The sequence below is a fragment of the Jannaschia pohangensis genome (assembly GCF_900113875.1).
GTDB lineage: Bacteria > Pseudomonadota > Alphaproteobacteria > Rhodobacterales > Rhodobacteraceae > Jannaschia > Jannaschia pohangensis.
In genome coordinates this window covers 144,208-168,858 of sequence record NZ_FORA01000003.1, presented here as the reverse complement: position 1 = coordinate 168,858, position 24,651 = coordinate 144,208, and the positions used below count along the sequence as shown (strand labels likewise).

29 protein-coding genes are annotated in these 24,651 nt (G+C 66.7%); 21 read left to right on the top strand and 8 right to left on the bottom strand.

Annotated elements, in window-relative coordinates:
* Positions 1-32: 32 nt before the first annotated feature.
* The gene (gene tldD, locus BM002_RS11925) at positions 33-1,454 is read right to left on the bottom strand and encodes a metalloprotease TldD (protein ID WP_092781152.1); all 1,422 of its coding nucleotides are present in this window, start codon (positions 1,452-1,454) and stop codon (positions 33-35) included.
* 81 nt (positions 1,455-1,535) lie between these two features.
* Entirely contained in the window at positions 1,536-2,303 is a 768-nt protein-coding gene (locus BM002_RS11920) for a M74 family metallopeptidase (RefSeq protein ID WP_092781149.1), read from the bottom strand.
* A 174-nt stretch (positions 2,304-2,477) separates the two neighbouring features.
* Between BM002_RS11920 and coxB the strand changes: the two genes are divergently transcribed.
* The 11 genes from coxB to BM002_RS11865 all read left to right on the top strand — a co-directional run bounded on the left by coxB (position 2,478) and on the right by BM002_RS11865 (position 12,159).
* Entirely contained in the window at positions 2,478-3,347 is an 870-nt protein-coding gene (gene coxB, locus BM002_RS11915; RefSeq protein WP_175484885.1) for a cytochrome c oxidase subunit II, read from the top strand.
* A 7-nt stretch (positions 3,348-3,354) separates the two neighbouring features.
* Positions 3,355-4,296, top strand: coding sequence for a heme o synthase (cyoE, locus tag BM002_RS11910; protein ID WP_092781146.1), 942 nt, complete (start codon positions 3,355-3,357; stop codon positions 4,294-4,296).
* Positions 4,296-4,484 carry a hypothetical protein gene (locus BM002_RS11905; protein WP_342707321.1) on the top strand — a complete coding sequence of 63 codons (189 nt, stop codon included), beginning with the start codon at positions 4,296-4,298 and terminating at the stop codon, positions 4,482-4,484. The genes cyoE and BM002_RS11905 overlap by 1 nt, the downstream gene beginning before the upstream one ends.
* Positions 4,481-5,077, top strand: a complete 597-nt coding sequence (locus tag BM002_RS11900; RefSeq protein ID WP_092781139.1) for a cytochrome c oxidase assembly protein — start codon at positions 4,481-4,483, stop codon at positions 5,075-5,077. Before BM002_RS11905 ends, BM002_RS11900 begins: the two co-directional genes overlap by 4 nt.
* 11 nt (positions 5,078-5,088) lie before the next feature.
* Entirely contained in the window at positions 5,089-5,892 is an 804-nt protein-coding gene (locus BM002_RS11895) for a cytochrome c oxidase subunit 3 (protein WP_092781136.1), read from the top strand.
* A gap of 67 nt (positions 5,893-5,959) precedes the next feature.
* Positions 5,960-6,622 (top strand): SURF1 family protein, encoded by a 663-nt coding sequence (locus BM002_RS11890; RefSeq protein WP_092781133.1) that lies wholly within the window; start codon positions 5,960-5,962, stop codon positions 6,620-6,622.
* A 26-nt stretch (positions 6,623-6,648) separates the two neighbouring features.
* On the top strand, positions 6,649-8,034 hold the full coding sequence (thrC, locus tag BM002_RS11885; RefSeq protein ID WP_092781130.1) for a threonine synthase: 1,386 nt from the start codon (positions 6,649-6,651) through the stop codon (positions 8,032-8,034).
* Positions 8,031-9,293 carry a M16 family metallopeptidase gene (locus BM002_RS11880; protein ID WP_092781127.1) on the top strand — a complete coding sequence of 421 codons (1,263 nt, stop codon included), beginning with the start codon at positions 8,031-8,033 and terminating at the stop codon, positions 9,291-9,293. The genes thrC and BM002_RS11880 overlap by 4 nt, the downstream gene beginning before the upstream one ends.
* Complete coding sequence (locus BM002_RS11875) at positions 9,293-9,877, top strand: GNAT family N-acetyltransferase (protein WP_092782150.1); 585 nt, start codon at positions 9,293-9,295, stop codon at positions 9,875-9,877. The genes BM002_RS11880 and BM002_RS11875 overlap by 1 nt, the downstream gene beginning before the upstream one ends.
* A 57-nt stretch (positions 9,878-9,934) precedes the next feature.
* On the top strand, positions 9,935-10,753 hold the full coding sequence (locus tag BM002_RS11870; protein ID WP_092781124.1) for an MBL fold metallo-hydrolase: 819 nt from the start codon (positions 9,935-9,937) through the stop codon (positions 10,751-10,753).
* On the top strand, positions 10,750-12,159 hold the full coding sequence (locus tag BM002_RS11865) for an FAD-binding oxidoreductase (protein WP_092781121.1): 1,410 nt from the start codon (positions 10,750-10,752) through the stop codon (positions 12,157-12,159). Before BM002_RS11870 ends, BM002_RS11865 begins: the two co-directional genes overlap by 4 nt.
* A 343-nt stretch (positions 12,160-12,502) precedes the next feature.
* Here the strand turns inward: BM002_RS11865 and BM002_RS11860 are convergent, their stop codons facing one another.
* From BM002_RS11860 to BM002_RS11845, 4 genes are read right to left on the bottom strand one after another with little or no spacing between them, the layout of a single operon-like run.
* Positions 12,503-13,054 (bottom strand): adenine phosphoribosyltransferase, encoded by a 552-nt coding sequence (locus BM002_RS11860; RefSeq protein WP_092781118.1) that lies wholly within the window; start codon positions 13,052-13,054, stop codon positions 12,503-12,505.
* A 3-nt stretch (positions 13,055-13,057) separates the two neighbouring features.
* Positions 13,058-13,726, bottom strand: a complete 669-nt coding sequence (locus BM002_RS11855) for a DUF2927 domain-containing protein (RefSeq protein WP_092781115.1) — start codon at positions 13,724-13,726, stop codon at positions 13,058-13,060.
* Complete coding sequence (locus BM002_RS11850; protein ID WP_092781112.1) at positions 13,723-14,586, bottom strand: S-methyl-5'-thioadenosine phosphorylase; 864 nt, start codon at positions 14,584-14,586, stop codon at positions 13,723-13,725. Before BM002_RS11850 ends, BM002_RS11855 begins: the two co-directional genes overlap by 4 nt.
* A 53-nt stretch (positions 14,587-14,639) precedes the next feature.
* Positions 14,640-16,088, bottom strand: coding sequence for a hypothetical protein (locus tag BM002_RS11845; protein ID WP_092781109.1), 1,449 nt, complete (start codon positions 16,086-16,088; stop codon positions 14,640-14,642).
* Positions 16,089-16,164: 76 nt separating this feature from the next.
* Between BM002_RS11845 and BM002_RS11840 the strand changes: the two genes are divergently transcribed.
* Positions 16,165-17,772, top strand: a complete 1,608-nt coding sequence (locus BM002_RS11840) for a SulP family inorganic anion transporter (protein ID WP_092781107.1) — start codon at positions 16,165-16,167, stop codon at positions 17,770-17,772.
* A gap of 28 nt (positions 17,773-17,800) precedes the next feature.
* On the opposite strand, the gene BM002_RS11835 is transcribed toward BM002_RS11840, so the two are convergent.
* Positions 17,801-18,403, bottom strand: a complete 603-nt coding sequence (locus tag BM002_RS11835; protein WP_092781104.1) for a flavin reductase family protein — start codon at positions 18,401-18,403, stop codon at positions 17,801-17,803.
* Positions 18,404-18,565: 162 nt separating this feature from the next.
* Here BM002_RS11835 and BM002_RS11830 point away from each other — a divergent pair, with 162 nt between their 5' ends.
* The 3 genes from BM002_RS11830 (at position 18,566) to BM002_RS11820 (ending at position 20,666) form a co-directional block, all read left to right on the top strand.
* Entirely contained in the window at positions 18,566-19,039 is a 474-nt protein-coding gene (locus tag BM002_RS11830) for a GNAT family N-acetyltransferase (RefSeq protein WP_092782147.1), read from the top strand.
* Between the two features lie 27 nt (positions 19,040-19,066).
* Complete coding sequence (locus BM002_RS11825) at positions 19,067-19,837, top strand: EcsC family protein (RefSeq protein ID WP_092781101.1); 771 nt, start codon at positions 19,067-19,069, stop codon at positions 19,835-19,837.
* A gap of 142 nt (positions 19,838-19,979) precedes the next feature.
* Positions 19,980-20,666: an SDR family oxidoreductase gene (locus BM002_RS11820; protein ID WP_092781097.1), complete on the top strand. Its 687-nt coding sequence runs from the start codon at positions 19,980-19,982 to the stop codon at positions 20,664-20,666.
* On the opposite strand, the gene BM002_RS11815 is transcribed toward BM002_RS11820, so the two are convergent.
* On the bottom strand, positions 20,663-20,989 hold the full coding sequence (locus BM002_RS11815; RefSeq protein WP_092782144.1) for an ArsR/SmtB family transcription factor: 327 nt from the start codon (positions 20,987-20,989) through the stop codon (positions 20,663-20,665). The two genes, BM002_RS11820 and BM002_RS11815, sit on opposite strands and share 4 nt — an antisense overlap.
* A 191-nt stretch (positions 20,990-21,180) precedes the next feature.
* Here BM002_RS11815 and BM002_RS11810 point away from each other — a divergent pair, with 191 nt between their 5' ends.
* The 6 genes from BM002_RS11810 (at position 21,181) to BM002_RS11785 (ending at position 24,651) form a co-directional block, all read left to right on the top strand.
* Positions 21,181-21,537: an AtpZ/AtpI family protein gene (locus BM002_RS11810; RefSeq protein ID WP_092781094.1), complete on the top strand. Its 357-nt coding sequence runs from the start codon at positions 21,181-21,183 to the stop codon at positions 21,535-21,537.
* Positions 21,530-22,288, top strand: a complete 759-nt coding sequence (locus tag BM002_RS11805; protein ID WP_092781091.1) for a F0F1 ATP synthase subunit A — start codon at positions 21,530-21,532, stop codon at positions 22,286-22,288. The genes BM002_RS11810 and BM002_RS11805 overlap by 8 nt, the downstream gene beginning before the upstream one ends.
* 49 nt (positions 22,289-22,337) lie before the next feature.
* The gene (locus BM002_RS11800) at positions 22,338-22,577 is read left to right on the top strand and encodes a F0F1 ATP synthase subunit C (protein ID WP_092781087.1); all 240 of its coding nucleotides are present in this window, start codon (positions 22,338-22,340) and stop codon (positions 22,575-22,577) included.
* 83 nt (positions 22,578-22,660) lie between these two features.
* Entirely contained in the window at positions 22,661-23,215 is a 555-nt protein-coding gene (locus BM002_RS11795) for a F0F1 ATP synthase subunit B' (protein WP_092781084.1), read from the top strand.
* Between the two features lie 3 nt (positions 23,216-23,218).
* The gene (locus tag BM002_RS11790) at positions 23,219-23,773 is read left to right on the top strand and encodes a F0F1 ATP synthase subunit B (protein WP_092781080.1); all 555 of its coding nucleotides are present in this window, start codon (positions 23,219-23,221) and stop codon (positions 23,771-23,773) included.
* A gap of 74 nt (positions 23,774-23,847) precedes the next feature.
* On the top strand, positions 23,848-24,651 hold the full coding sequence (locus tag BM002_RS11785) for an alpha/beta hydrolase (RefSeq protein ID WP_245749232.1): 804 nt from the start codon (positions 23,848-23,850) through the stop codon (positions 24,649-24,651).

The window sequence follows — 24,651 nt, the reverse complement described above, 5'->3', positions numbered from 1 at the left end:
CGGGCGGGTTTCGCGCGAATCTCGCGCCGATCTCAGGTCGCCGAGCCGCCGACAGTCAGCCCGCCGATCAGCAGCGTCGGCTGACCCACGCCGACGGGCACCCATTGCCCCTGTTTGCCGCAGGTGCCCATCCCGGGGTCGAGCGCCATGTCGTTGCCGATCGCGCGGATGCCCCGCAGCGCCGTGGCCCCGTCCCCGATCAGCGTCGCGCCCTTGACCGGCGCGCCGATCTTGCCGTTCTGGACGCGGTAGGCCTCGGTGCAGGAAAAGACGAACTTGCCGCTGGTCGTGTCGACCTGGCCGCCGCCGAAGCCCACGGCATAGATGCCGTCCTTCACGTCCGCCACGATGTCGCCCGGGGTCGCATCGCCGCCGAGCATGTAGGTGTTGGTCATCCGCGGCATGGGCGCATGGGCATAGCTTTCGCGCCGTCCGTTGCCCGTTGGGGCGACACCCATCAGGCGGGCGTTCTGCCGGTCCTGCATGTAGCCGACCAGAATGCCGTCCTCGATCAGGGTGTTCTTGCCCGAGGGCGTGCCCTCGTCATCGACGCTGATCGAGCCGCGCCGGTCGGGGATGGTGCCGTCGTCCAGAACTGTCACCCCGGGCGAGGCAATCCGCTGGCCCATCAGGCCCGAGAAGGCCGATTGCCCCTTGCGGTTGGCATCCCCTTCCAGCCCGTGACCCACGGCCTCGTGCAGCAGGATGCCGGGCCAGCCGGCGCCCAGGGCCACGTCCATCACACCGGCGGGGGCGGGCACCGCCGACAGGTTCACCACAGCGATGCGCAACGCCTCGCGCGCGACACCCTCCCAGTGGTCGCGGGTCATCAGCCCGTCGAGCGGTATGCGCCCGCCGCCGCCTGCGCCGCCGGATTCGCGGCGGCCGTTCTCCTCGACGATGACCGACACGTTGAAGCGGACGAGGGGGCGGACATCGGCGACCGACGCGCCCTCGGGCCGCAGGATCTCCACCTCCTGGATCGACGCGGTGAGCGAGGCCGAGACCTGCACCACCCGGGGGTCGAGGTCGCGCACGAAGGCGTCCACGTCGCGCAGGGTGTCGAGCTTGACCGAAAACGCCTGACCCGCGATCGGATCGTGGTCGCCATAGAGCTTGCGGTTGGTGCCCGCCGGGGCCGGGGCGAGGGTTCCGCCGCCCGCGCCCACGGCCAGGCGCGCGGTTTCGGCGGCGCGGCGCAGGCTCTGTTCGCTGATCTCGGTGGAATGGGCGTAGCCCGCCGTCTCGCCCCGCACGGCCCGCAGACCGAAGCCTTCGGAGGCATCGTAGCTGGCCGTCTTGAGGCGGCCGTCGTCGAAGACCAGCGCCTCGGACCGGCGGCGTTCCAGAAACAGCTCCCCGTCATCGGCCCCGGCAAGGGTGTCGCGCAGCAGGGTCAGGGCGGCGTCACGGTCGAGCATCGTCTCGAAGGGGCGGAAGGGGGTGTCGGTCATGGCCGTCTCCTGGAATTCGGGTCAAGGCAGACATAGGGGCAAAGACCGCCGGACCCCAGAGGGGCGATCAGATTTCGGTCGTTACTTCAGTTGCAGGTGGATGTGATCGTCGTGTCGCGCGGCGCGGCAGCCTTGAAACCCGAAGGTCGGCCTGTCGATGTCGAGGGTGGCGCGCAGATGCGGCTCAACGAAGATCCGCCCGACCCGTTCGTCGGCGGCCAGAAGGGCAAGGAGATCCCGCGTGCGAACGCGGTCGAGCGACAGGTCGCGCCACAGCGGTTGCAGCCAGGCCAGATCCCACCGCAGCGTCAGGCGGCGGGGCGGGCAGTCGGTCGGCCCGTCCTCGAAGGCGAAATATCCAAGCGGGCTTCGCAGGGCCGGGCCGGGCGCGCCATCGGGGTCGAGATAGAACAGCGCCACATCGGCCTTGCGCCCGTCGGCATGGGACAGATGGGGCAAAAGGGGAAAGCCGTCGAAGAAGGGGAAGTTCGCATCCAGCAACTGCACGGTCGCGTCCGGATGACGGCGCGTCATATCGCGCGACAGGTCATTGAGCACCGCCGCCAGTTCCGGTGTGCCGTAGTGGCGGTTGAGCAGGCAATAGACCGGTGAGGCGATCCGCAACGGCCCCTCCGCTCCGCAGGCCATGGGCACCCGCCCAAAGGTCGGGGCGACCCAGGCCGCTGTCACGGACAGGGCCGCATAGATCGCGGCGAAACCTGCGAAAAACACCACGCGTCTGCGCCGGAACGGAAGCGCCAGCACCCAGGCGAGGCCGCCCAGTTGGCTGAGCAGGGTCAGAAACAGAATCGCCGCGCCGTGCAGCAGGATTTGCAATGCGGTTCGCATGACCTCTGCTTGGCAGTCTCTCTCGCGGGGGTCAATTTGCGGAAGATTCGCCCGAATGACGGGTGCGACACAGCACCCCGCCCCCTTGCCGAGTCGGGTCGGATTGTGGTCTTAGGCGGCAGGACGCAAAGGGGTCGGTCCATTGTCCCCGCATGCTTAGACAGGACGAACTTCATGAAGATGCCTTCGCTCACGGCCCTAGGCCTTTCCGCCGCCGCCAGTTTCGCCTCGCTGCCCGCGATGGCGCAGACGTTTTTCACGGATCTGGAAATCAAGGGTCAGCCGATCGCCGGCGGCATCGGGTTCCAGCCGGCGGCCACGTCGCTTGCCGAGGAGGCATTCTGGCTGGACGGTTTCGTTCTGGTCATCATCACCATCATCGCGCTTTTCGTGACGGCGTTGCTGGCCTGGGTCGTGGTTCGCTACAACAGGAAGTCGAATCCGACCCCCGCCACCTTCACCCACAATTCGCCGCTGGAAGTCGCCTGGACGGTCGTCCCGATCCTGATCCTGATCGGCATCGGCGCCTTCTCCCTTCCGGTCCTGTTCGACCAGCAGCGTATCCCCGAGGGGGACGTCGTCGTGAAGGTGACAGGCTACCAGTGGTTCTGGGGCTATGAGTATCCCGAAGAGGGGATCGAGGAATTCTCCTCCTACATGATCGGCGCAGACGCCGGGAACATGATGACCGAAGAGGTGTCGGCACAGCTGGCCGCCGCCGGATATACCGACGATCAGTTCCGTCTGGCGACCGATACTTCGGTGGTCGTCCCCGTGGGCAAGACCGTGGTAATGCAGATCACCGGCGGCGACGTGATCCACTCCTGGACGATCCCGGCCTTCGGCGTGAAGCAGGACGGCATCCCGGGTCGCCTGGCGCAGCTGTGGTTCCGCGCGGATGAGCCGGGCATCTATTTTGGCCAGTGTTCGGAGCTCTGCGGCATCGCCCATGCCTATATGCCGATCACGGTGAAGGTCGTGTCCGAAGAGGATTACGCCCGCTGGGTCGCCGCCATGCAGGCGGGCGAGATCGATACCTGGTAAGCCGCGGGTGACTGACGCCAGCCTCCATATCCCGGCCCCCGCCGCAATCGCCGACGAGGCGAGCCTGCGCGACTACTGGCAGCTTCTGAAACCGCGGCTGATGTCGCTGTCGGTGTTCACCGCGCTGGTCGGATTGCTGGTCGCACCGGCGGGGGTTCATCCGTTTCTCGGGGCGACGTCGATCCTGTGGATCGCTCTGGGCGCCGGGGCGTCGGGCGCGCTCAACATGTGGTTCGATGCGGATATCGACCGGGTGATGAAGCGCACGCGCAAGCGGCCCATCCCGTCGGGCCGTGTCGCGCCGTCGGATGCGCTGGCGCTTGGCCTGTTCCTTGCGGTGCTGTCCACGGTGATGCTGGGGCTGACGGCCAATTGGGTCGCGGCCTTCTGGCTGGCCTTCACGATCTTCTTCTATACCGTCATCTATTCCATGTGGCTCAAGCGGACGACATCGTGGAACACGGTGATCGGCGGGCTAGCCGGGGCATTCCCCCCGATGATCGGCTATGCGGCCGTCACCGGCGGCACCCCGGTCGAGGCCTGGCTGATGGTCGGGCTCATCTTCATGTGGACGCCGCCGCATTTCTGGGCGCTGGCCCTGTTCGTCAAGATGGACTACCACACAGCCCGCATTCCGATGCTGACCGTGACCCACGGCCGGGACGAGACGCGGCGGCAGGCGTGGTTCTGGTCGATTGGTCTGGCACTCGTGTCGCTCGGCACGGCGGTGTCGGGCATCGGCGGGCCGCTGACGCTGCTTGTGGCGGTGATCCTGAACGCGGTCTTCCTCAAGGGCGCGTGGGACATGTGGCACCGGACCGATGCCGACAGCGAGGCCGATGGCCATGCCGTCGAAAAGGGCCTGTTCAAATGGTCCCTTGTCTATCTGTTCGCGCATTTCGCCGTCTTCGTGGTCGAGGTCGCGCTTGGCCCCTGGGGAGGTTGGTGATGCACCAGGATCATGAGATGCATATCCGCCGTCGCGGCCGGAACTTCGGCCTTTTGGCGGTGCTTCTGGGGTTCATCGTGATCATTTTCGGGGTGACCGTGGTCAAGATCCGGACCGGCGGCTTCTCCGAAGGTTTCGACCATGTCGCGCGCCCCGCGCTCGTTCCAATCGAGGAGGCCGATCAATGAAACGTTGGTGGCGCAGCTTGACCGACAATGGACGTGTCGTGGCCATGACCGTGGCGACCGTGCTGGGCATGGGATCGCTCGGTTGGGCATCCGTTCCGCTCTATGACCTCTTCTGCCGGGTGACCGGATATGGCGGCACCACGTCGCGCGCCGACGCGGGCGTGGACCGGGTGCTGGAAGAAACCGTGCTGGTGCGGTTCGACGCGTCGAAGGAGCGGGGCATGCCCTGGGACTTCAAGCCGGTCCAGACCAGCATGCGCGTCCGCATCGGCGAGACGAACCTGGCCTTCTACGAGGCGCACAATCCCACGGATGCGCCCGTGGCGGGCACGGCGAGTTTCAACGTCGCCCCCTTTGTGGCCGGTCCGCATTTCGTCAAGATCGCCTGCTTCTGCTTCGAGGAGCAGATCCTGCAACCCGGCGAGACCATCTCGATGCCCGTGACCTTCTTCGTCGATCCAGAGATCCTCGACGATCCCGAAGCCAAAGGCATCCCCGAAATCACCCTGTCCTATACGTTTCACGTAACGGACTTGCCCGACGATTACGCCGCGCTTAACAGCAATACTGACGCGGCGACGCAGACCAACTGAGAGGCGACGACATGGCCCACGCCAAGAACCACGATTACCACATCCTTCCGCCCTCGATCTGGCCGTTCCTGGGGGCGGTTGCCGGTTTCATCATGCTGATCGGCGCGGTGTTCTGGATGAAGGATCATTCCAACCCTTGGATGTTCGCCGTGGGCTTCGTCGGCGTCTTGGGCGTGATGTTCGCCTGGTGGGCCGATGTGGTGCGCGAATCCAACATGGGCGACCACACCCCGGTCGTCGTGATCGGCCTGCGATATGGCTTCATCTTCTTCATCATGTCCGAAGTGATGTTCTTCGCAGCCTGGTTCTGGAGCTTCTTCAAGCACGCGATCTATCCCATGGGTCCCGCGTCGCCTTCGGTTGACGGCGTCTGGCCGCCGGTCGGGATCGAGACGTTCGACCCCTGGCACCTGCCGCTGATCAACACGCTGATCCTGCTCTGCTCGGGCGCGGCGGCGACCTGGGCGCACCACGCCCTGGTGCACGAGAACAACCGTCAGGACATGAAGTGGGGCCTGATCCTCGCCATCGCCTTGGGCGCGCTCTTCACCGGTTTCCAGATCTATGAGTACAGCCACGCGGCCTTCGGCTTTGCGGGCAACATCTATGGCGCCAACTTCTTCATGGCGACGGGCTTCCACGGCCTGCATGTCGTGATCGGGACGATCTTCCTGGCCGTCTGCCTGCTGCGTCTGCAGGCCGGGCATTTCACGCCCGAAAAGCACGTCGGCTTCGAAGCCGCCGCCTGGTACTGGCACTTCGTGGATGTCGTCTGGCTGTTCCTCTTTGCCGCGGTCTACGTCTGGGGCGGCTGATCCCCCCGACATCCGGTTTTCGACGGCGCGGGTTGCCCCGCGCCGTTTCCCGTTCTGAGAGGTCTCCATGCGCCTGATCCTTCCCCTTCTGTTCGGTTTGGGCGGCTTTGCCGTGCTGGTGGCGCTCGGGCTGTGGCAGGTGCAGCGGCTCGACTGGAAGGAAGGCGTCATCGCCGAGATCGAGGGACGGATCGGGGCCGCACCTGTCGCACTGCCGGCCGAGCCTGACCCCGATGCCGACAATTACCTGCCGGTTGTCCTGACAGGGACGGTCGCGGGCCCGCCACTCAGGGTTCTGGGGTCGTGGCGGGGTGCGGGAACCGGGTTCCGCATCGTCGTCCCGCTCGAGACCGACGGGCGGCGGATCATGGTGGATCTGGGCGTCGTGCCGCTGGACTTCGGTGAGACGATCGATTTGCCGGACGAGCCTCTGGCCATCACCGGCAACCTGAACTGGCCCGACGATCAGAACGATGGCACCCCCCCGCCCGAAGGCGACCTGTGGTATGCGCGCGACCTGACGGCCATGGCCCCGGTCCTGGGGACCGAACCCGTGATGGTCGTGGCGCGCAGCGTGGCACCCGAAACAATCCCCCTGCCGACACCCGTGGGCGTCGAAGGGATACCCAACAGCCACTTGGGCTATGCGATCCAATGGTTCGGGCTGGCGCTCGTGTGGTTGGGGATGACAGTCTTCCTGCTGTGGCGTATCAGGCGCCGGACCATCTGACATGCCCCAAGCGACCGAAGGCTGACATGCGCTATATCTCTACACGTGGACAGGCTCCGGTTCTGGGCTTCGAGGACACGATGCTGACCGGGCTGGCCCGGGACGGTGGCCTCTATGTGCCCGAGGAAGTTCCGGCGCTCAGCCATGGGGACATCGCGGCGCTGGCCGGCCTGTCCTATGAAGAGGTCGCGGTCCGCATCATGGCCCCCTTCGTGGCCGACGCCTTCGACGAGGCGACCTTCGCGGATCTGGTGGCCAAGGCCTATGCCGGGTTCGGGCACGATGCGCGCGCACCGCTCAAGCAACTGGCCCCCAATCACTTTCTCCTGGAGCTGTTTCACGGGCCGACCCTGGCGTTCAAGGATTTCGCCATGCAGCTGATCGGGCAGATGTTCCAGCACAGTCTGGCGAAGCGCGGCCAGAAGGTCACCATCGTGGGCGCGACCAGTGGCGATACCGGATCGGCGGCGATCGAGGCATTCCGGGGTCTCGAGGCGGTCGACGTCTTCATTCTCTATCCCCACGGCCGGGTGTCGGATGTGCAGCGCCGCCAGATGACCACGCCGTCCGAATCCAACGTCCACGCGCTGGCCCTCACGGGTCATTTCGACGACTGTCAGGCGCGGGTGAAGGACATGTTCAACGACTTCGACTTTCGCGACCGGGTCGCGCTGGCCGGGGTCAATTCGATCAACTTCGCCCGGGTTCTGGCGCAGGTTGTCTATTTTTTCACCGCCGCGGTCAGCCTTGGGGCGCCGCATCGCAAGGTGTCCTTCACCGTGCCCACGGGCAATTTCGGCGACATCTTCGCCGGGCACATCGCCAAGCGCATGGGCCTGCCGATCGAACACCTTGTCGTGGCGACGAACCAGAACGACATCCTGCACCGCTGCCTGACCACCGGGGAATATCGCACCGGAGAAGTGCATCCCTCGATCAGCCCGTCGATGGACATCCAGGTCTCGTCGAATTTCGAGAGGGCGCTGCATCTGGCCTATGACGGCGACGGCTCCGCGATTGCGCAGCTGATGGCGGAACTGAAGACCGGCGGTTTCACCGTCAGCCAGGGTGCGTTGCAGGCCCTTCGGGAGGTCTATGCCTCGGGTCGGGCGTCCGAGGCCCAGACATCGGCGGCGATCACCCGGACGCTCGCGCACGGGGCCGAGCTTCTGTGCCCGCATTCCGCCGTGGGGGTCGAGGTGGCCGAGGCGCATCTGGGCACGACACCCATGGTCACGCTTGCCACCGCGCACCCGGCCAAGTTCCCCGACGCGGTCGAGGCCGCGACCGGCATCCGCCCCCCCCTGCCGCCGCGCATGGCCGACCTGTTCGACCGCCCCGAGCGGATCACCCGGGTCGACAACGACCTGACCGATATCGAGACGCTGATCGACGAGGCGCGCGCCGCATGACCACCCCCCAGTTGCACCGCCTGTCGAACGGCTTCCGCGTCGTCACCGAACACATGCCGGGCCTTGAATCGGCCAGTGTCGGCGTGTGGGTCGGGGCCGGTTGCCGTCACGAAGCCATCGAGCAGAACGGCATCGCCCATTTCCTGGAACACATGGCCTTCAAGGGCACGGCCCGGCGCACCGCGCTCCAGATCGCCGAACAGATCGAGGACGTGGGGGGCTATATCAACGCCTATACCTCGCGCGAGGTGACGGCCTATTACGCGCGCGTTCTGGCGGGCGACGTGCCATTGGCCGCCGACCTGATCGCCGACATCGTGCTCAACCCGACCTTCGATCCGCGCGAGATCGAGGTGGAGCGGGGCGTCATCTTGCAGGAGATCGGTCAGGCCCTCGATACGCCCGACGACATCATCTTCGACTGGCTTCAGGAAGCGGCTTACCCAGAGCAGCCCATGGGCCGCACGATCCTGGGTCCGACCGAACGGGTCGCCGCCTTCGACGAGGCCGACCTGCGTCATTTCACCGGGCAGCATTATGGCCCCGGCCAGATGATCCTGTCGGCAGCGGGGGCGGTCGATCACGACGCGATGTGCCGCATGGCCGAGGATCTGTTCGGGCACCTTGCCCCAAGTCCGCAGGCCCTGCCGGACCCAAGCCGGTTCCGGGGCGGCGAATACCGGGTCGAGAAGGCGCTGGAGCAGGCGCATTTCGCGCTCGGCTTCGATCAGCCGGGCTACCGCGACGACGACATCTATGTGGCGCAGATCTTTTCGAGCGTGATGGGCGGCGGCATGTCGTCCCGCCTGTTCCAGGAAGCCCGCGAAAAGCGCGGCCTGTGCTATTCGATCTTCGCCAGCGTCGGGGCCTATTCCGACGCCGGGATGCTGACCGTCTATGCGGGCACCGGCGGCGAGGATGTGGGCGATCTGGCCCGGCTGACCATCGACGAGCTGAAGCGCGCCGCCGACGACATGACCGAGGTCGAGGTGGCCCGCGCCCGGGCGCAGATGAAGTCGGGCATGCTGATGGGGCTGGAAAGCCCGTCGAGCCGCGCCGAACGTCTGGCCCGTGTCGTCGCCATCTGGGACCGGGTTCCGCCACTGTCCGAGGCGATTGCCCGGATCGATGCCGTCGATTGCGCCGCCGTCCGCGCCCATGCGGGCAAGCTGATCGGGGCCAACCCGGCTCTTGCGCTCTATGGCCCGGTGGGGCGCGCGCCCGATGCGGCGACCCTGCGCGACAGGCTGGCCGCGTGATCTTCGGGTCGCTGCGCAAGCCGCGGATCGAGACGGAGCGGATGCTGCTCCGCCTGCCGCAGCACAGCGACTATCGCAATTGGGCGGCCCTGCGCGAAAGCTCCGCGCGGTTCCTGAAACCCTGGGAGCCGGAGTGGGCGCCCGACCATCTGGGCCGCAAGAGCTTCACCAACCGGGTGCAGTGGGCCAGCCGCAGCTTCGGGCAGGGGGCGGCGCTGGCGCTGTTCCTGACGCGCAAGTCCGACGGTGCGCTTCTGGGGGCGCTGACGCTCGACAACATTCGGCGCGGGCCGTCGCAGACCGGGACCCTGGGCTATTGGATCGGCGAAAGCCACGCGCGGCAGGGTTACATGCGCGAGGCGATCCTGGCGGTGTCGCACCACGCCTTCGCCCGCCTCGACCTCAGCCGACTGGAGGCCGCCTGCCTCGAGGAGAACGCGCCGTCGCGCGGTCTGCTGGAGCGGTCGGGTTTCAAATACGAAGGTGTCGCGCAAAGCTATCTCCAGATCGGCGGCCGCTGGCGCAACCACGTCCTCTACGCGATGCTGCGGTCGGATCGCCGGGGGCGCACGGACGCGGGCTGACGGGATTGGCGCGCCGCGCCTTCGTGCTACCTTCCCCGAGGTAACAGGAGGACCGACATGCTGCGACTGACCCTTGCCCTGCTTGCCCTCGCCGCGCCCGCCGCCGCGCAGGAGCGCATCCCGAGCCATTGCATCGCCCTGGCCCAGGCGCCGGGCGTGGAATACCTGCATCGCGCCAGCTTTGGCACGCCGCTGCCCGACGCCAATACCGTGCGGCTCAACTACATCGACCATTCCATGTGGATGCTCGAGACGGCGGGCGGGTTGCGGGCCGTGACCGACTACAACGGCTTCATCGGATCGGTGCCGCCGCCCGATGTGGTGACGATGAACCGGGGTCACATCACCCACTGGACGCCCGACCCGGATGCGTCGATCCCCCACATCCTGCCCGGCTGGTCCGACCGCGCGGGTGAGCCGGTGGATCACTACGTCGATCTGGGCGAGATGCTGGTCCGCTCCGTCTCGACCGACATTCGCCCGGGGCGTGGCGGCGAGCAGAACGGCAATTCCATCTTCGTTTTCGAGGCGGGCGGCCTCTGCATCGGCCATCTGGGCCACCTTCATCACGAGCCGACGCGGGAGCAGTACATCGCCCTGGGTCGTCTCGACGTGGTCATGGCGCCGGTCGATGGCGGGCTGACCCTGCCGCACGAGACGCTGGCCCGGGTGCTCGGGCGGTTGCGGTCGTCGGTTGTCTTGCCGATGCATTGGTTCGGCGAGGGGACGTTGACGCCGTTTCTGGACGCGATGGAAGGCTACGACTTTGAGGTGGACCGCCGCGACGCATCGTTTATCGAGGTGTCGCTGACCACCCTGCCGCGCCGTCCGACCATCGTCGTGCTGCGCCCGAGTTTCCTGTCTGGATCCGAATGACCCCTGCCACGACGATCGAACCCGCCCTGCGCCGCGACCTGCCCGAAGCCGCATTCCGCCCGCTGGAGGCCCGCTATCTGGAGGAGCCGCGCGGGCGTTGGTCGGGGCAGGGTGGTCTGCTGCTTACGCCCGCCACGACCCAAGAGGTGTCGGTGATCCTGCGCGCGGCCTCTGCTGCCGGGGTGCCGGTCGTGCCCTACGGCGGCGGGACGGGTCTGGTCGGGGGGCAGATTTCGGGCGATCTGACCACGCCCGTCATCCTGTCGCTGGAACGCATGACCCGCATCCGCAGCGTAGACGCGACCGAAAACGCCATGACGGTCGAGGCCGGCGTGATCCTGCAACAGGTGCAGGAGGCCGCCAAGGAGGCCGGTCGCCTGTTCCCCCTGACCATCGCGGCCCAGGGGTCGGCGCGGATCGGCGGCATCCTGTCGACCAACGCGGGCGGCGTGAATGTCCTGCGCTACGGCAATGCGCGCGACCTGTGCCTGGGTCTGGAGGCGGTGCTGCCCGACGGCTCGGTCCTCAATGGCCTGAGCCCGCTGCGCAAGAACAACACCGGTTATGACCTGCGCCACCTTCTGATCGGCGCCGAGGGGACATTGGGCATCATCACGGCGGCTACGCTGAAACTGCTGCCGCGTCCGGTCCACACCGGGGCGGCGATTATGGCGGTGCGCGACCCTGCGGCGGCGCTCGATCTGTTGAACCTCGCACGCGACCGGATCGGCGAGGGCGTGTCCGCCTTCGAGTTGATCGGACGGATGGGACTGGAATTCCTGGCAGAGACGATGCCGGATGTGCGCCTGCCGATCGGGCGGCCCGACTGGTCCGTGCTGATCGACCTTGGGCTTGGCGCGTCCGGCGATCCGCAGTCCGCGCTGGAAGACCTGTTCGCCGCCGCGTCCGAGGCCGGGCTGGTCAGCGACGGTGTCATCGCCCAATCCGAAGGCCAGCGCCGCGATTTCTGGACCGTGCGCGAGTCGATCCCCGAGGGGAACCGCCGGATCGGGTCGGTCAGCAGCCACGACATCAGCGTGCCCACGGCGTCGATCCCCGACTTCATCGCGCGGGGCACGGATGTCATCGCGAAAATCGGGAATTTCCGGATCAATTGCTTCGGCCATGTGGGCGACGGCAACCTTCATTACAACGTCTTCCCGATGCCGGGCCGCAACCGGGCGGACCACGACGCCGAACGCGACGCGATCAAGACCGCCGTGCATGACCTTGTCCACGAGTTCGGAGGATCGGTCAGTGCGGAACACGGGGTCGGTCGGCTCAAGGTCGGTGATCTGGAACGCTATGTCGATCCGACGAAACTGGCCGCGATGCGGGCCATCAAGTCGGCGTTGGATCCCAAGGGAATCATGAACCCGGGCGCGGTCTTGCGCCAGGTAACCTGAGCCGCAGGATCTCGGGCTCAAGGGTGTGGTGCACCCCACCGGGGTAATGGCGGGGCGCACCTTCTGCCATGCAAGCAGCAATCGCCCGAAGGTGATCATTGACAACTTTACGCAAAACAAATTCCTACACAACCTAAAGTAGAAAAATGTTTAGTTAGAGCGCTTTGTGATCGTTCAGGGCAGGGGAGTGGGTGCGCCCTGCCGGGGGAAGCAGGGCGCGGGGGGGAATGGTGGCTGTCTGCAAGATGCCACGCTCTCTCTTAGTCGCTGAAAGGTTACCAAATGGTTACGATTGGGAGAGTGCGGGAACTATTATCGCGTTATGGGTCTGTCGCCCGAAGGATCACGCGCCGTCGAAGCTGCACAATGTGTGGATCGGCATCCCCATCTGTTCCAGCGCGGCGCGGCCCCCCAGTTCCGGCAGGTCCACCACGAAGGCGCAGCCGATGACCTCGGCCCCCAGACGCTCCAGCAGGGCGATGCCCGCCTTCGCCGTTCCACCCGTGGCCAGAAGATCGTCGACCAGCAGGACACGCGCGCCCGGTTGGAGCGCGTCGACATGCACCTCGACCGTGGCGGTGCCGTATTCCAGCGCATAATCCTGTTCAAACGTCTTGCCGGGCAGTTTGCCCTTCTTGCGGATCGGAACGAACCCGGTGCCCAGTTGGTGCGCCACCGCCCCGCCCAGAATGAACCCCCGCGCCTCGAGCCCCGCAACCGCGTCGAACCGGTCGCCGGCAAAGGGCGCGAGCAACTGATCGACGCAGAGCCGCATGCCACGGGCATCCGCAAACAGCGTGGTCACATCGCGGAACATGATCCCCTCGTGCGGGAAATCGGGGATGGTCCGGATATAATCGCGGACGGTCTTGGCCTGGAGCGGCTTGGGGGTCATGGGTCAGCTTTCTTCGGGCGGCAGCGCCGCGTAATGTCGGCGCAGGGCCATGGCGTCCTGACCTTGCAGGCGCACGACGGAATTGCCGTCTTCGGAAAACAGCGACCGGCGGAAGGCCGGGCCGCGAATGTCCGTCATCAGGCCCAGACCCTGCACGATCTCTTCGAGAAGGATGGAGGCGATTTCCCGGCGCCGCGCCTCGATCGAGACGGCGATCAGGGCTTCGCGGATCGTGCCGTCGCGGGCCCGCAGGGCGACACGGCCAAGGGGCAGGATCGCGCCGTCCAGATCGGGCACGCCGGTGTCGCGCATCACGTCGCCAGGGGGGGTGGAAACCACGTGGATCTCGATATCGGCCTCGGTCGTGCCCCGGATCAGGCGAATGCCCGCATCGGCCGCGTTGATCTGGGCCAGCGCCGCGTCCAGCCCCTCTTCGTAGAGGGCGCGCTGGTAGGGTTGCAGGGCTTCGCTGGTCGAGGCCAGTGCGACCGTCAGCCCGCCGCGCTTGTCTTCGGGCCAGTGCAGGAACGGCTTGCGGCAATCCTCGCCGGGCATGGCGGCGCAGGCGACCGCGCGATAGAAATCTTCGTCGTCGAGCGGTCCGGGCACGGTTACGTATTCCTGCGCCATCGCGGGCAGGGCCGTCATCAGGACCAGAAGGGCCGCCTTCACAGAACGCGGCCCGCAATCGGGCGCAGGCGTTCGATCATCCCGGGGTCGCGCGCCTCGGGGGCGGTCATGATCGCGTGTTCCAGCGCCGTGTGGCATCCCGCCTCGCAGGGGGCGGTAACGAGGCGGGGCAGGGCCGCGACCATGGCGGCGGCGCGCGCCGCATTGCCGTGCAAAGTCTCGATGATCTCGGTGATCTGCACGGCTCCGTGGTCGGGATGCCAACTGTCGTAGTCGGTGATCATCGCGACGGAGGCGTAATGCAGTTCGGCTTCGCGGGCCAATTTGGCTTCGGGCATGTTCGTCATGCCGATGACATCGCAACCCCAGACGTCGCGGTAGAGGCGGGATTCGGCCAAAGTCGAGAACTGTGGCCCCTCCATCGCCAGATAGGTGCCACCTTCGTGGACGGTGGCCCCGCCCGCGCGGGCGGCGGCGGCACAGGCCGACGACAGCGCCGGGCAGACGGGATGCGCGACCGAGACATGGGCCACGAGACCCGGGCCGAAGAAAGTCTTGTCGCGGGCGAAGGTGCGGTCGATGAACTGGTCGACGATCACGAATTCCCCTGGCGCCATGTCGTCGCGGAACGACCCGCAGGCCGACACGCTGACCAGATGGGTGACGCCCGCCGCCTTCATGGCCGCGACATTGGCGCGGTAGGGGACGGACGTCGGCGTATGGACGTGACCGCGTCCGTGGCGCGGCAAGAACACCATCGGGGTGCCGTCCAGTTCGCCATGAAGCAGATCGTCCGACGGGGCGCCCCAGGGTGTCGTCGCGCCACGCCATTCCGCCCCTTCCAGACCCGCGATCTGATAGAGGCCCGAGCCACCGATGATACCAATCACAACGTCCGACATGGGCCTCTCCGTGGGGTCGCGGCGACCCTAGCAGGCTTCGCGAACGATTCCAGTCATCCGTCGCGCCGGATGATCCCGGTGATGGCCGCGGCCCCGAGCGCCGTGACGATCCAGCCCGCGATATTGAGAAAGAACCCCGCCCGCCAGAGCCAGCGGCCCCAGGGGCCGCGGCTGGTCGACACGGCCCAGGCGTCGGTCTGGTTCAGGTCGATGATCGGAATGACCAGGTCGGCGGCCCAGGCATAGCGGTTGAACGTCTCCCAATCGCGGCCCGGTGCGGTCGACGACCAGACGGCGGCGGGTTGCGGACCCGAGGCGAGGGTCTGCCAGTCGTTCGACACCAGAATGGGCGCGGCATTCGGCGCGAAATCCCCCGCCTCCCAGGCCAGATGCGCCAGCGTGGTGGTCAGCAGCCACAACAGGGCCAGCACGATCAGGCTGCGGAACGGGGCGTAGCCATAGCCGGTCGTCGCCCTGAGCACACCGTCGCAGGCCGACCGCCAGAGGTTACCGACCAAGGCGCCCGCACGGGCCATCCCGGTCAAGGGCGCGCCGTCCGGGCCGCGCAGCCTGCGGCGACGGTTGTCCTGTCGCAGGTGACGTTCGCGCATCCGCAGCACGCGGCGCGCATCGCCGTCGCGCCCCATTTCGCGGTAGAGCCGGGACAGGGCGCTGAAGGGTTGGGGATGGAAGCGGTCATCGACATAGCTGCCCGCCTCGGCCCAGGCGAGGCGACCCGCAAGATCCATATCCCCCACGATCTGCTCATAGATCAGACCGTCGAGGATCAGGTCGTCGCGGCCCGGCCAACTGGCCAGATCATCCGCCAGCACGCCGATCCGCGCAGAATGGAGCGACACGGTGCCGCGCCGGACCCGGACATCGCGCCAGACCAGACCTTCCTCCACGGTCAGGCGCTGCGCCATCAGGGCCGCACCCTGCGCGCCGTCGAAGATGGCCCCTTCGCAATCGAGCTGCCCGCCGATCCGCGCGCCCGCCATCAGAACGTCGCGCCGGGTTTCGGCCTGCCGCAGAAAGACATCGCCAGTGATATGCGCGCCCTGAAGGTCCAGCCGGTCCAGCAGCGACCGCCGCAGTTCGAGCGAGCGCAACTTGGCCTGCCGGGCCACCAGAGGCGCGTCGAAATGGCAGTCGATCATGACGGTGGCGCCTGACGTTTCCTGAAACGACAGGTCGATCTCGCCCTCGATGAAGGCCCCGCGCAGCTGGAGGCCGCGCCCGCGCACGACGCAGTCTGGACAGCCGCCCAGGATGAGATACCGCAGGACATTCGCGCGGATGCGACGCTCGGGCCCGGCGTCGTCGGGATCAGGGCGTTTGCCCCCCTGCAGCCGACATTCGACGCCCCTCCGGCAGGCCTCGATCAGCGCCGTCTCTGCCGGTGTCAGCCAGCTGTCGCCGCCCAGGGCCGCGATGTCCGCCCATGTCCTGATGATCGCCACGCCGCCGTCCCCCCAGATGCCGCTTTGAGCCTTCCACATCCCCCGGGGGGTGTCACCCCGGCGCGATCCCTGTTATGCGCCTCGCAACATCCGCACTTTTCGAAAGTCCTGACCCTTGAGCAGCTCCCTGCTGGCAAGATTTGCCTCCCGTTTCGACAGCCCCGACCTTCGCGTCGCCCCGACCTCTACCCTCACCATCGGCGGTCTGCGGGTCGAGGTGCTGGCGGGCCTGACCGTGGCGCTGGCGCTGGTGCCCGAAGCGGTGGCCTTCGCCTTCGTGGCCAAGGTCGACCCGCTTGTGGGGCTTTATGCGGCCTTCATCGTCGGGCTGATCACGGCCCTGATCGGTGGGCGGCCCGGCATGATCTCCGGCGCGACGGGGGCTCTGGCCGTTGTCATGGTCTCGCTCGTGACGGCCTTTCCGCCGGCGGTGGGGGTGCAATACCTGTTTCTGACGGTCATCCTGATGGGGCTGATGCAGATCTTCGTGGGCATCATGCGGTGGGGCAAGTTCATCCGCCTGGTCCCGCATCCGGTGATGCTGGGCTTCGTCAATGGCCTCGCCATCGTGATCGGCAAGGCGCAGCTCGACTTCTTCAAGACGGCCGACGGCACCTGGATGTCGGGCGGCCAGCTGGTTCTGGTGCTGTCGCTGGTGGCGCTGACCATGCTGGTCATCTGGGGCATGCCCAAGATCACCAATGCGATCCCGGCACCGCTGGCGGGCATCGCGATCACGGCGGGGGTGGTCATCATCTTCGGCCTGCCGGTGCCGAATGTAGGCGATCTGGCCTCCATCTCGGGCGGCTTGCCGTCGTTCGCCTTGCCGGATGTGCCGCTGAACTGGGAGACGCTGGAAATCATCCTGCCCTATGCGCTGATCCTTGCGGCCATCGGCCTGATCGAGAGCCTTCTGACCCTGAACCTCGTGGGCGAGATCACGGGCCAGCGCGGCGGTGCCTCGCAGGAGTGCATCGCCCAGGGCGCAGCCAACACGGTCACCGGATTCTTCGGCGGCATGGGCGGTTGCGCCATGATCGGCCAGTCGATGATCAACGTGAAATCGGGCGGGCGCACGCGCATCTCGGGCATTTCGGCAGCGCTGTTCCTGCTGGCCTTCATCCTGGTCGCGTCGCCGCTGATCGAACAGATCCCGCTGGCGGCCCTGGTCGGGGTCATGTTCATGGTGGTGATCGGGACGTTCGCGTGGAACTCGCTCAAGATCCTGCTGATCGTGCCCAGGGTCGACGCGGTTGTCATCATCCTTGTGACCGCCGTCACTGTCCGCTTCGACCTCGCCATCGCTGTCATCGTCGGCGTGATCGTCAGCGCGCTGGCCTATGCCTGGCAGAACGCGCGCCGTATCCATGCCAAGTCGCACATCACGCCCGAGGGGGCCAAGGTCTATGCGGTGCAGGGGCCTTTGTTCTTCGGGTCGGCCACGGGGTTCGTCGAGCTGTTCAAGCCCAAGGAAGACCCGGCGATGGTCATCATCGACTTCGCCGACAGCCGTGTGGCCGACCAATCGGCCCTGCAGGCGATCGAGGCGGTCGCGGCCAAATACGAGGCCGAGGGCAAGGCCATCCAGCTCCGGCATCTGACGCGCGATTGTCACCGACTGCTGACCAAGGCCGGTCACCTGATGGTCGACAGCGACGATGACCCCGATTACGCGGTCGCCGCGAACTACGGGGTGCGCACGGGCATTCTGGGCAGCCACTGAATAGCGGCGCGCCCCGGGACGGGCGGGTTCACTCGTCCGGGCGCGCCAGCGAGAAGAGCGAGTCGACGCGGGTGTAATCCTTGTAGCCGAGACGCGCCAACGGCGAGAAGGACGTGACATCGAACATCCCGTCGCGCAGGCAATCGTCGCGCATGTGGATGCCGGTCACCTCGCCGAAGACGGCGAAATTCGCCTCGCCCGGCAGTCGCACGATCTGCGTCACCTTGCATTCGAGGGCCGCCGGCGCGCCGCTGACACGGGGGCAGTCGATGGTGTCGCATTCGACCTTGTCGATCCCGGCGGCGGCGAATTCGTCGGTGCCCGCCGGATGGGCCGCGCTGCTGGCGTTCATCGCGTCGCGGGCCGCGTATTCCACGACGTTGACGCAGAACACGCCGGATTCGCGGGCCTGGGCCACGCTGTCCTTGGTGCCGTCGCGGTCGGGCTTGGCGCTGGTCGAGGCGAACATGACCTGAGGCGGAAAATAAGCGACCGCGTTGAAGAACGAATAGGGGGCCAGGTTGTCTCCCAGGCTGCCGCGCGTGCTGATCCAGCCGATCGGCCGGGGTGTCACGATCGCGTTGAACGGGTTGTGAGGCAGGCCGTGGCCGTCTTCGGGGCGATAGAACATCGAAATCCTCTCTGGTGTCTGGGCGGGAACCTAGGGTGCGCCCGACCCATGCGAAAGCCCCAATCCCGCCCCGCCGGGGGGCGGACACGACTCGTCGATATTTCTGCGGTTTGCGGGGTGCGAAGGCTGGCCACGGCGCCCGGATCGGGCAAGAAGGTGGGAATGGAGTTGCACCGCGAAGCCCCCGACGACTTCTGGGAAGTCGAGGCCTTGATGGACCTGTGCTTTGCGCCGGGGCGCACGGCCCTGTCATCCTATCGGCTGCGGGACGGCGTGCCGCCCGCCCTTGACCTCTGCCTTGTCGCGCGCGGCTCGGCCGGAGAGGTGGCGGGCGCCATCCGCTTCTGGCCGGTGCGCGTCGGCGCGGCTCCGGCCATGCTTCTGGGCCCCGTCGCCGTCCACCCGACGCGGCAGGGCGAGGGGCTGGGCGCCTTCCTCATCCAGTCGGGCCTGGACCGGGCGGATGCGGCGGGCGTGCCGCGTGTCTTGCTGGTGGGGGACGCACCCTATTACGGGCGGTTCGGGTTCACCAAACTCGACGGGGTCGAGATGCCGCCGCCTACCAATCCGGACCGGGTGCTGGGATGCTGGGACTGGGACGGGATCAAGGGTCCGGTCGAGCAGCACTTGTCATGACGCGGGCCCGTGCCCACATCCTTTGCCATGAATGACACCCTTCGCTCTCCGTCGCGTCAGCAGATCTTCCCGCCCATGGACCGGGAGGCGGAGCTTGATCGCCTGTCGCTGAAGTTGCGCAACGCCTCAGGTGTGGGGATGCAGGTGCTGAGCCTGCTCGGAAGCCAGGCCGACGGCCTTCTGGACATGCTGCCGACCAGCGTGCGCAGCGGTCTGGAAAAGGCGACTGCCGCCGCTCTGGAGCAATCGTTCAACGCCGCCGCCGCCTCGCGCGGGGGGCGGCTGGGCGACGGGTCCGACTGGCTGACGCGTGCCATCACCATCGGAACAGGGGCTGCCGGCGGGTTCGGCGGGCTTCCCTCGGCCATGGCGGAACTGCCGGTCACGACAACGATCATCCTGCGCGCGATCCAGAGCATCGCGGACGAACACGGCTTCGATCCCGCCAAGCCCGAGGTGCGCGCCGCCTGCCTTCGGGTGTTTGCCGCCGCCGGACCGCTGGACGGCGATGATGACCTCGACCTCAGCTTTCTGACGCTCCGCATGACCGTCACGGGGGCGTCGATCAAGTCGCTGATCTCCAAGATCGCGCCCCGTCTGGCCATCCCTTTGGGCCAGAAGCTCGCCGCGCAGAGCGTGCCCGTCCTGGGGGCCGCCGCCGGGGCCGCCACCAACTATGCCTTCACCAGCTATTATCAGGATGTGGCGCGGGTGCAGTTCGGGTTGCTGCGCCTCGCCGAACAGACCGGCGAGTCCCCCGAAAGCCTTACCGCCGATCTGAAACGACGTCTCGCCTGATCCCCGGGGGCTTTGCCACCGACATCGCCACTGCTTCCGGTCATGCTTTCGCGCCCCGTCGCCAGCTGGCCCGGGACTGCGCCGAAACCAGACCGTCGCCCGCGCGTTGATCCGTAATCCAATCGAAGGACGGAGAGACACCATGGCTGACGGCAAGACCCTTTTCATCACCGGCGCATCCTCGGGCATCGGGGCGCAGACCGCGCGGCAAGCCGTCGCGGCGGGCTGGAACGTCGGCCTCTTTGCGCGGTCCGAAGACAAGATCACCGCCCTGGCCAAAGAGTTGGGCGATGCCGCGCTGGCCTTGCCCGGAGACGTGGCCGACCGTGCGGCCCAAGCTGCCGCATTGGACAAGCTGGCGGACAAGTTCGGCGGCATCGACGCGGTCTTTGCCAACGCGGGCACCGGGGTCGAGGCGCCGGGCACCCAGAACGGCGATCCCGACGAATGGCACGACATGATCCACGCCAATGTCATGGGCGTGCTCTATACCGCCCATGCTGCCTTGCCCCATCTGCGCAAGACCAAGGGGCACTATGTGGTCACCGGATCGGCGGCGGGGCGGCGACATATCAAGGGGTCGATCTATGGCGCGACCAAATGGTTCGTGCATGGCTTTGCGGGCAACCTTGCCGAAGAGATGACCGAATGGGGCGGGCGCTGCACCGTGATCTCGCCCGGGATGGTCGACACGGAATTCTTCGACGAGGCGGACGATAGCCGCCTGCATCCCTCGGACGTGGCCGATGCGGTGATGCATGCGCTCATGGCGCCGGGTCGGGCGGATGTGCGCGAAATCCACCTCATGCCGAACCGGAACGCAGACTAGTCCCCGGGGTTCGGGTCGCCCAACAGGGCCTCCAGCGCATCGAGGTCCAGATCGTCGAATTGCCCGAATCCCTGCATCCAGGCACTGGCCCCGCGCATCGCGTCGGGGTCCAGTTTGCACCAGACGACGCGCCCGCGCTTTTCCTGCTGGATCAGACCGGCGCGGGCCAGAACGCCCAAGTGCTTGCTCACGGCGGCAAGCGAGATCGACAGGGGGGCGGCAACATCCGTCACGGCCATGTCGTCTTCGAGCAGCATCGCGAGGATCGCGCGGCGCGTCGGGTCGGCCAGGGCCGCGAAGACTGGGGAGAGCGCGTCGGACATGACCCTGCGATGCACCGGCCCGCGACAGGCGTCAACGACGTTCAACCCCGGGGTTGAATATCGCGCCGACGACATCGGGCATTGTCGGGCCACCAAATCGCGCAACAGGACATTGAAATCATTGGCTTTCTGATGCCGTTGACTCGGCTGGTCGCGCCCCCTAAACCACCGACGACTTCCGGGGGTGCCCCATGTCCGACGAAACCGACGCAGACCGTCTTGCCGCCCTCGAGGCGAAGCTGGCCGCGAAGCGCCCGAACGACGACAAGCACCACATGGAGGAGCATTATTCCCAGGCGCAACTGGCCTGGCGGATGGTGATCGAGCTGGTGGCGGGCCTGGGGATCGGGTTCGGGATCGGCTACGGGCTGGACTATCTTCTGGGCACGCAGCCCTTCCTGATGGTCGTGTTCGTGCTTCTGGGCTTTGCGGCCGGTGTGAAGACGATGATCGCCTCCGCGAAAGAGATACAGGGGCAGATCTCGGCAGAGGCTGCTTTGAAAGAACCGGGCGCAGGCGCGCCGAACGATGGGGACAGACATGGCTGAAGACGCACACGCCGAGGGCGGCCTCACCTTCCACCCGATGGATCAGTTCATGATCAAGCCGCTCTTTGGCGAGTATGGCGATCCTGTCCATTGGTATACGGTGACCAACCTGACGCTGTGGATGGCGCTGGCGGTTCTGTGCGTTCTGGGCCTGTTCGTCTTCGCGACGCGGGGTCGTGCCGTGGTTCCGGGCCGGGGGCAGTCTGTGGCGGAACTGGCCTATGGTTTCGTCTACAAAATGGTCGAGGATGTGACGGGCAAGGATGCGATCCGCTACTTCCCCTACATCTTCACGTTGTTCCTCTTCATCCTGTTCGCCAACTTCCTGGCGCTGATCCCCACGTCCTTTTCGACGACGAGCCATATCGGCGTGACGGCAGTTCTGGGTTTCGGCGTGTTCTTCGCCGTGACGATCCTGGGCTTCGTCAAGAACGGTGCATCGTTCCTCGGGCTGTTCTGGGTGACCTCGGCGCCGCTGGTGCTGCGCCCGATCCTCGCTCTGATCGAGGTGATCTCCTATTTCGTGCGGCCGGTCAGTCACTCCATTCGTCTGGCGGGCAACATCATGGCGGGTCACGCCGTGCTCAAGGTTTTCGCGGGCTTCGCCGCCATCACGGCCATCGCGCCGGTGTCGGTTCTGGCCATCGTCGCGATCTACGGGCTGGAGGTGCTGGTCGCCGGCATCCAGGCCTATGTCTTTACCATCCTCACCTGCGTCTATCTCAGGGACGCGCTGCACCCGTCGCACTGACGGTCCGCAGGAAACCACTTCCAAAGCTTCCATCGTAAGGAGAAAACACATGGAACTCGAAGCCGCTCAAGCCCTCGGTCAGTATGCCGGCGCCGGTCTGGCCGCCATTGGCTCCGGCCTCGCCGCCATCGGTGTGGGCAACGTCGCCGGTAACTTCCTGGCGGGTGCGCTGCGCAACCCCTCGGCTGCCGGTGGGCAGACCGCGACCCTCTTCATCGGTATCGCCTTTGCCGAAGCCCTGGGCATCTTCGCCTTCCTGGTTTCGCTGCTGCTGATGTTCGCCGTCTAAGACGACGGAACGATCCTTACGATTGGCGGGCGGTCCTTCGGGGCCCCCGCCAAAGCCGAAAACCGATCTGACGGGATTTGATCATGGCCACCACACCGATCGAACAAGAACTTGCGGGCGCCTGCGTCAACAGTCTGGGCAATGCCATCGGCATGCCGCAGCTGTGCGATGCCTGGTTCGGCAATCAGGTTTTCTGGCTGCTGGTTGCACTCGTCGCGATCTATCTCATCCTGACCAAACTCGCCCTGCCGCGCCTGTCGGCCGTGCTGGCCGAACGGACGGGAACCATTTCCAACGACCTCGCCGCGGCCGAAGACCTGAACCGTCAGGCCAAGGACGCCGAAGCCGCCTATGAAAAGGCGCTGGCCGACGCGCGCGCCGAGGCGCAGCGCATCTCGGACGAGGCGCGCGCCGCCATCAAGGTCGACCTCGATGCCGCCATCGCGACCGCGGATGAGAAGATCGCCGCCAAATCCGCAGAAAGCGAAAAGCAGATTTCCGAAATCCGCGCCGGTGCGACGGCCAGCATTGCCGAAGTCGCCAAGGACGTGGCCGCCGAAATCGTCAAGGCGCTTGGTGGCAAGGTCGATCAGTCCAAGGTCGACGCCGCTGTCGTCGCCCGCATGAAGGGGAACTGAACCATGCGCTTTCTTCTGCCCCTTGCCCTTCTGAGCGCCACCCCGGCCCTTGCCGCGACAGGCCCGTTCTTCAGCCTCGCCAATACCGACTTCGTGGTGACGCTCGGCTTCCTCGCCTTCATCGGCCTCGTCGTCTACCTCAAGGTGCCGGGCCGGTTGATGGGGATGCTGGACGACCGCGCCGCGGGCATCCGCAAGGACCTGGAGGAGGCCCGCGCCCTGCGGGACGAGGCTCAGACGATCCTTGCCTCCTATGAGCGCAAGACCCGCGAAGCCCAGGAACAGGCCGATGCGATCGTGGCCGCCGCCAAGACCGACGCCCAGGCCGCCGCCGAGCAGGCCAAGGCCGACCTCGCCGTATCGGTGGAGCGTCGCCTGCGCGCCGCCGAAGACCAGATCGAAAGCGCCCAGGCTGCCGCCGTTCGCGAAGTGCGCGACAGTGCCGTTTCCGTGGCCATCGCCGCCGCGGGCCAGGTCGTTGCCGGTCAGCTGTCGGCGACCGAGGCCAACAGCCTGATCGACGAGTCCATCGAAACGGTGTCCGCCAAGCTTCACTGAGCGGCGATGACATGACATCACCTAGGGGACGTCCGGCAGCGGGCGTCCCCTTTTCTCATTCCGGAGGAGGCCCCATGGACGGTTGGGAGAACATGGATCGCGCGGCACTGGACGACGCCTATGCCAATGCGGATTACATCGCCGGGGCGGCGGACTATCCGCCCCGCTGGCAGGCCCAGGCCGCTGCATTCCGGGCGACCGCCCGCGCCGAATTGGACCTCGCCTATGACGCGGGTCCGCGAGCGACTTTCGACCTGTTTCATCCCGAAGGATCACCGCAGGGCCTCGTGGTGTTCGTCCATGGCGGATACTGGCGGCGCTTCGGCAAATCGGACTGGTCGCATTTCGCAGGGGGCGCCTTGGCCCGGGGGTATGCCGTCGCCATGGTCGGCTATCCGCTCGCCCCGACGGTGCGCATTTCCGACATCACGCGCCACGTCACCCGTGCGGTCGATGCCGCCGCCGCCCGCGTGCCGGGGCCGATCCGGCTGACGGGGCACAGTGCCGGGGGCCAGCTGGTCGCCCGCATGATCATGGGGGACGCGCCCCCGGCCTGCGCCGCGCGCATCGCGACCTGCGTGCCGATCAGCCCGGTCGCCGATCTCCGGCCCCTTGTGCCGCAGAGCATGAACGCCGATCTGCGCCTCGACCCGGCAGAGGCCGCCGCCGAAAGCCCCGTCCTGGGTCACCCGATGTCCGGACCGCGCATCGTCGTTCACGTCGGCGCAGAGGAACGCCCCAGCTTCCTGTGGCAGGCCGAGGCCTTGGGCAGGGCTTGGGGGGCGCCGGTTCATGTGGCCGAGGGCAAGCACCATTTCGACGTGATCGATGCGATGCTCGACCCCGAGTCAGCGCTGGTGGCCGATATCTGCGCCTGA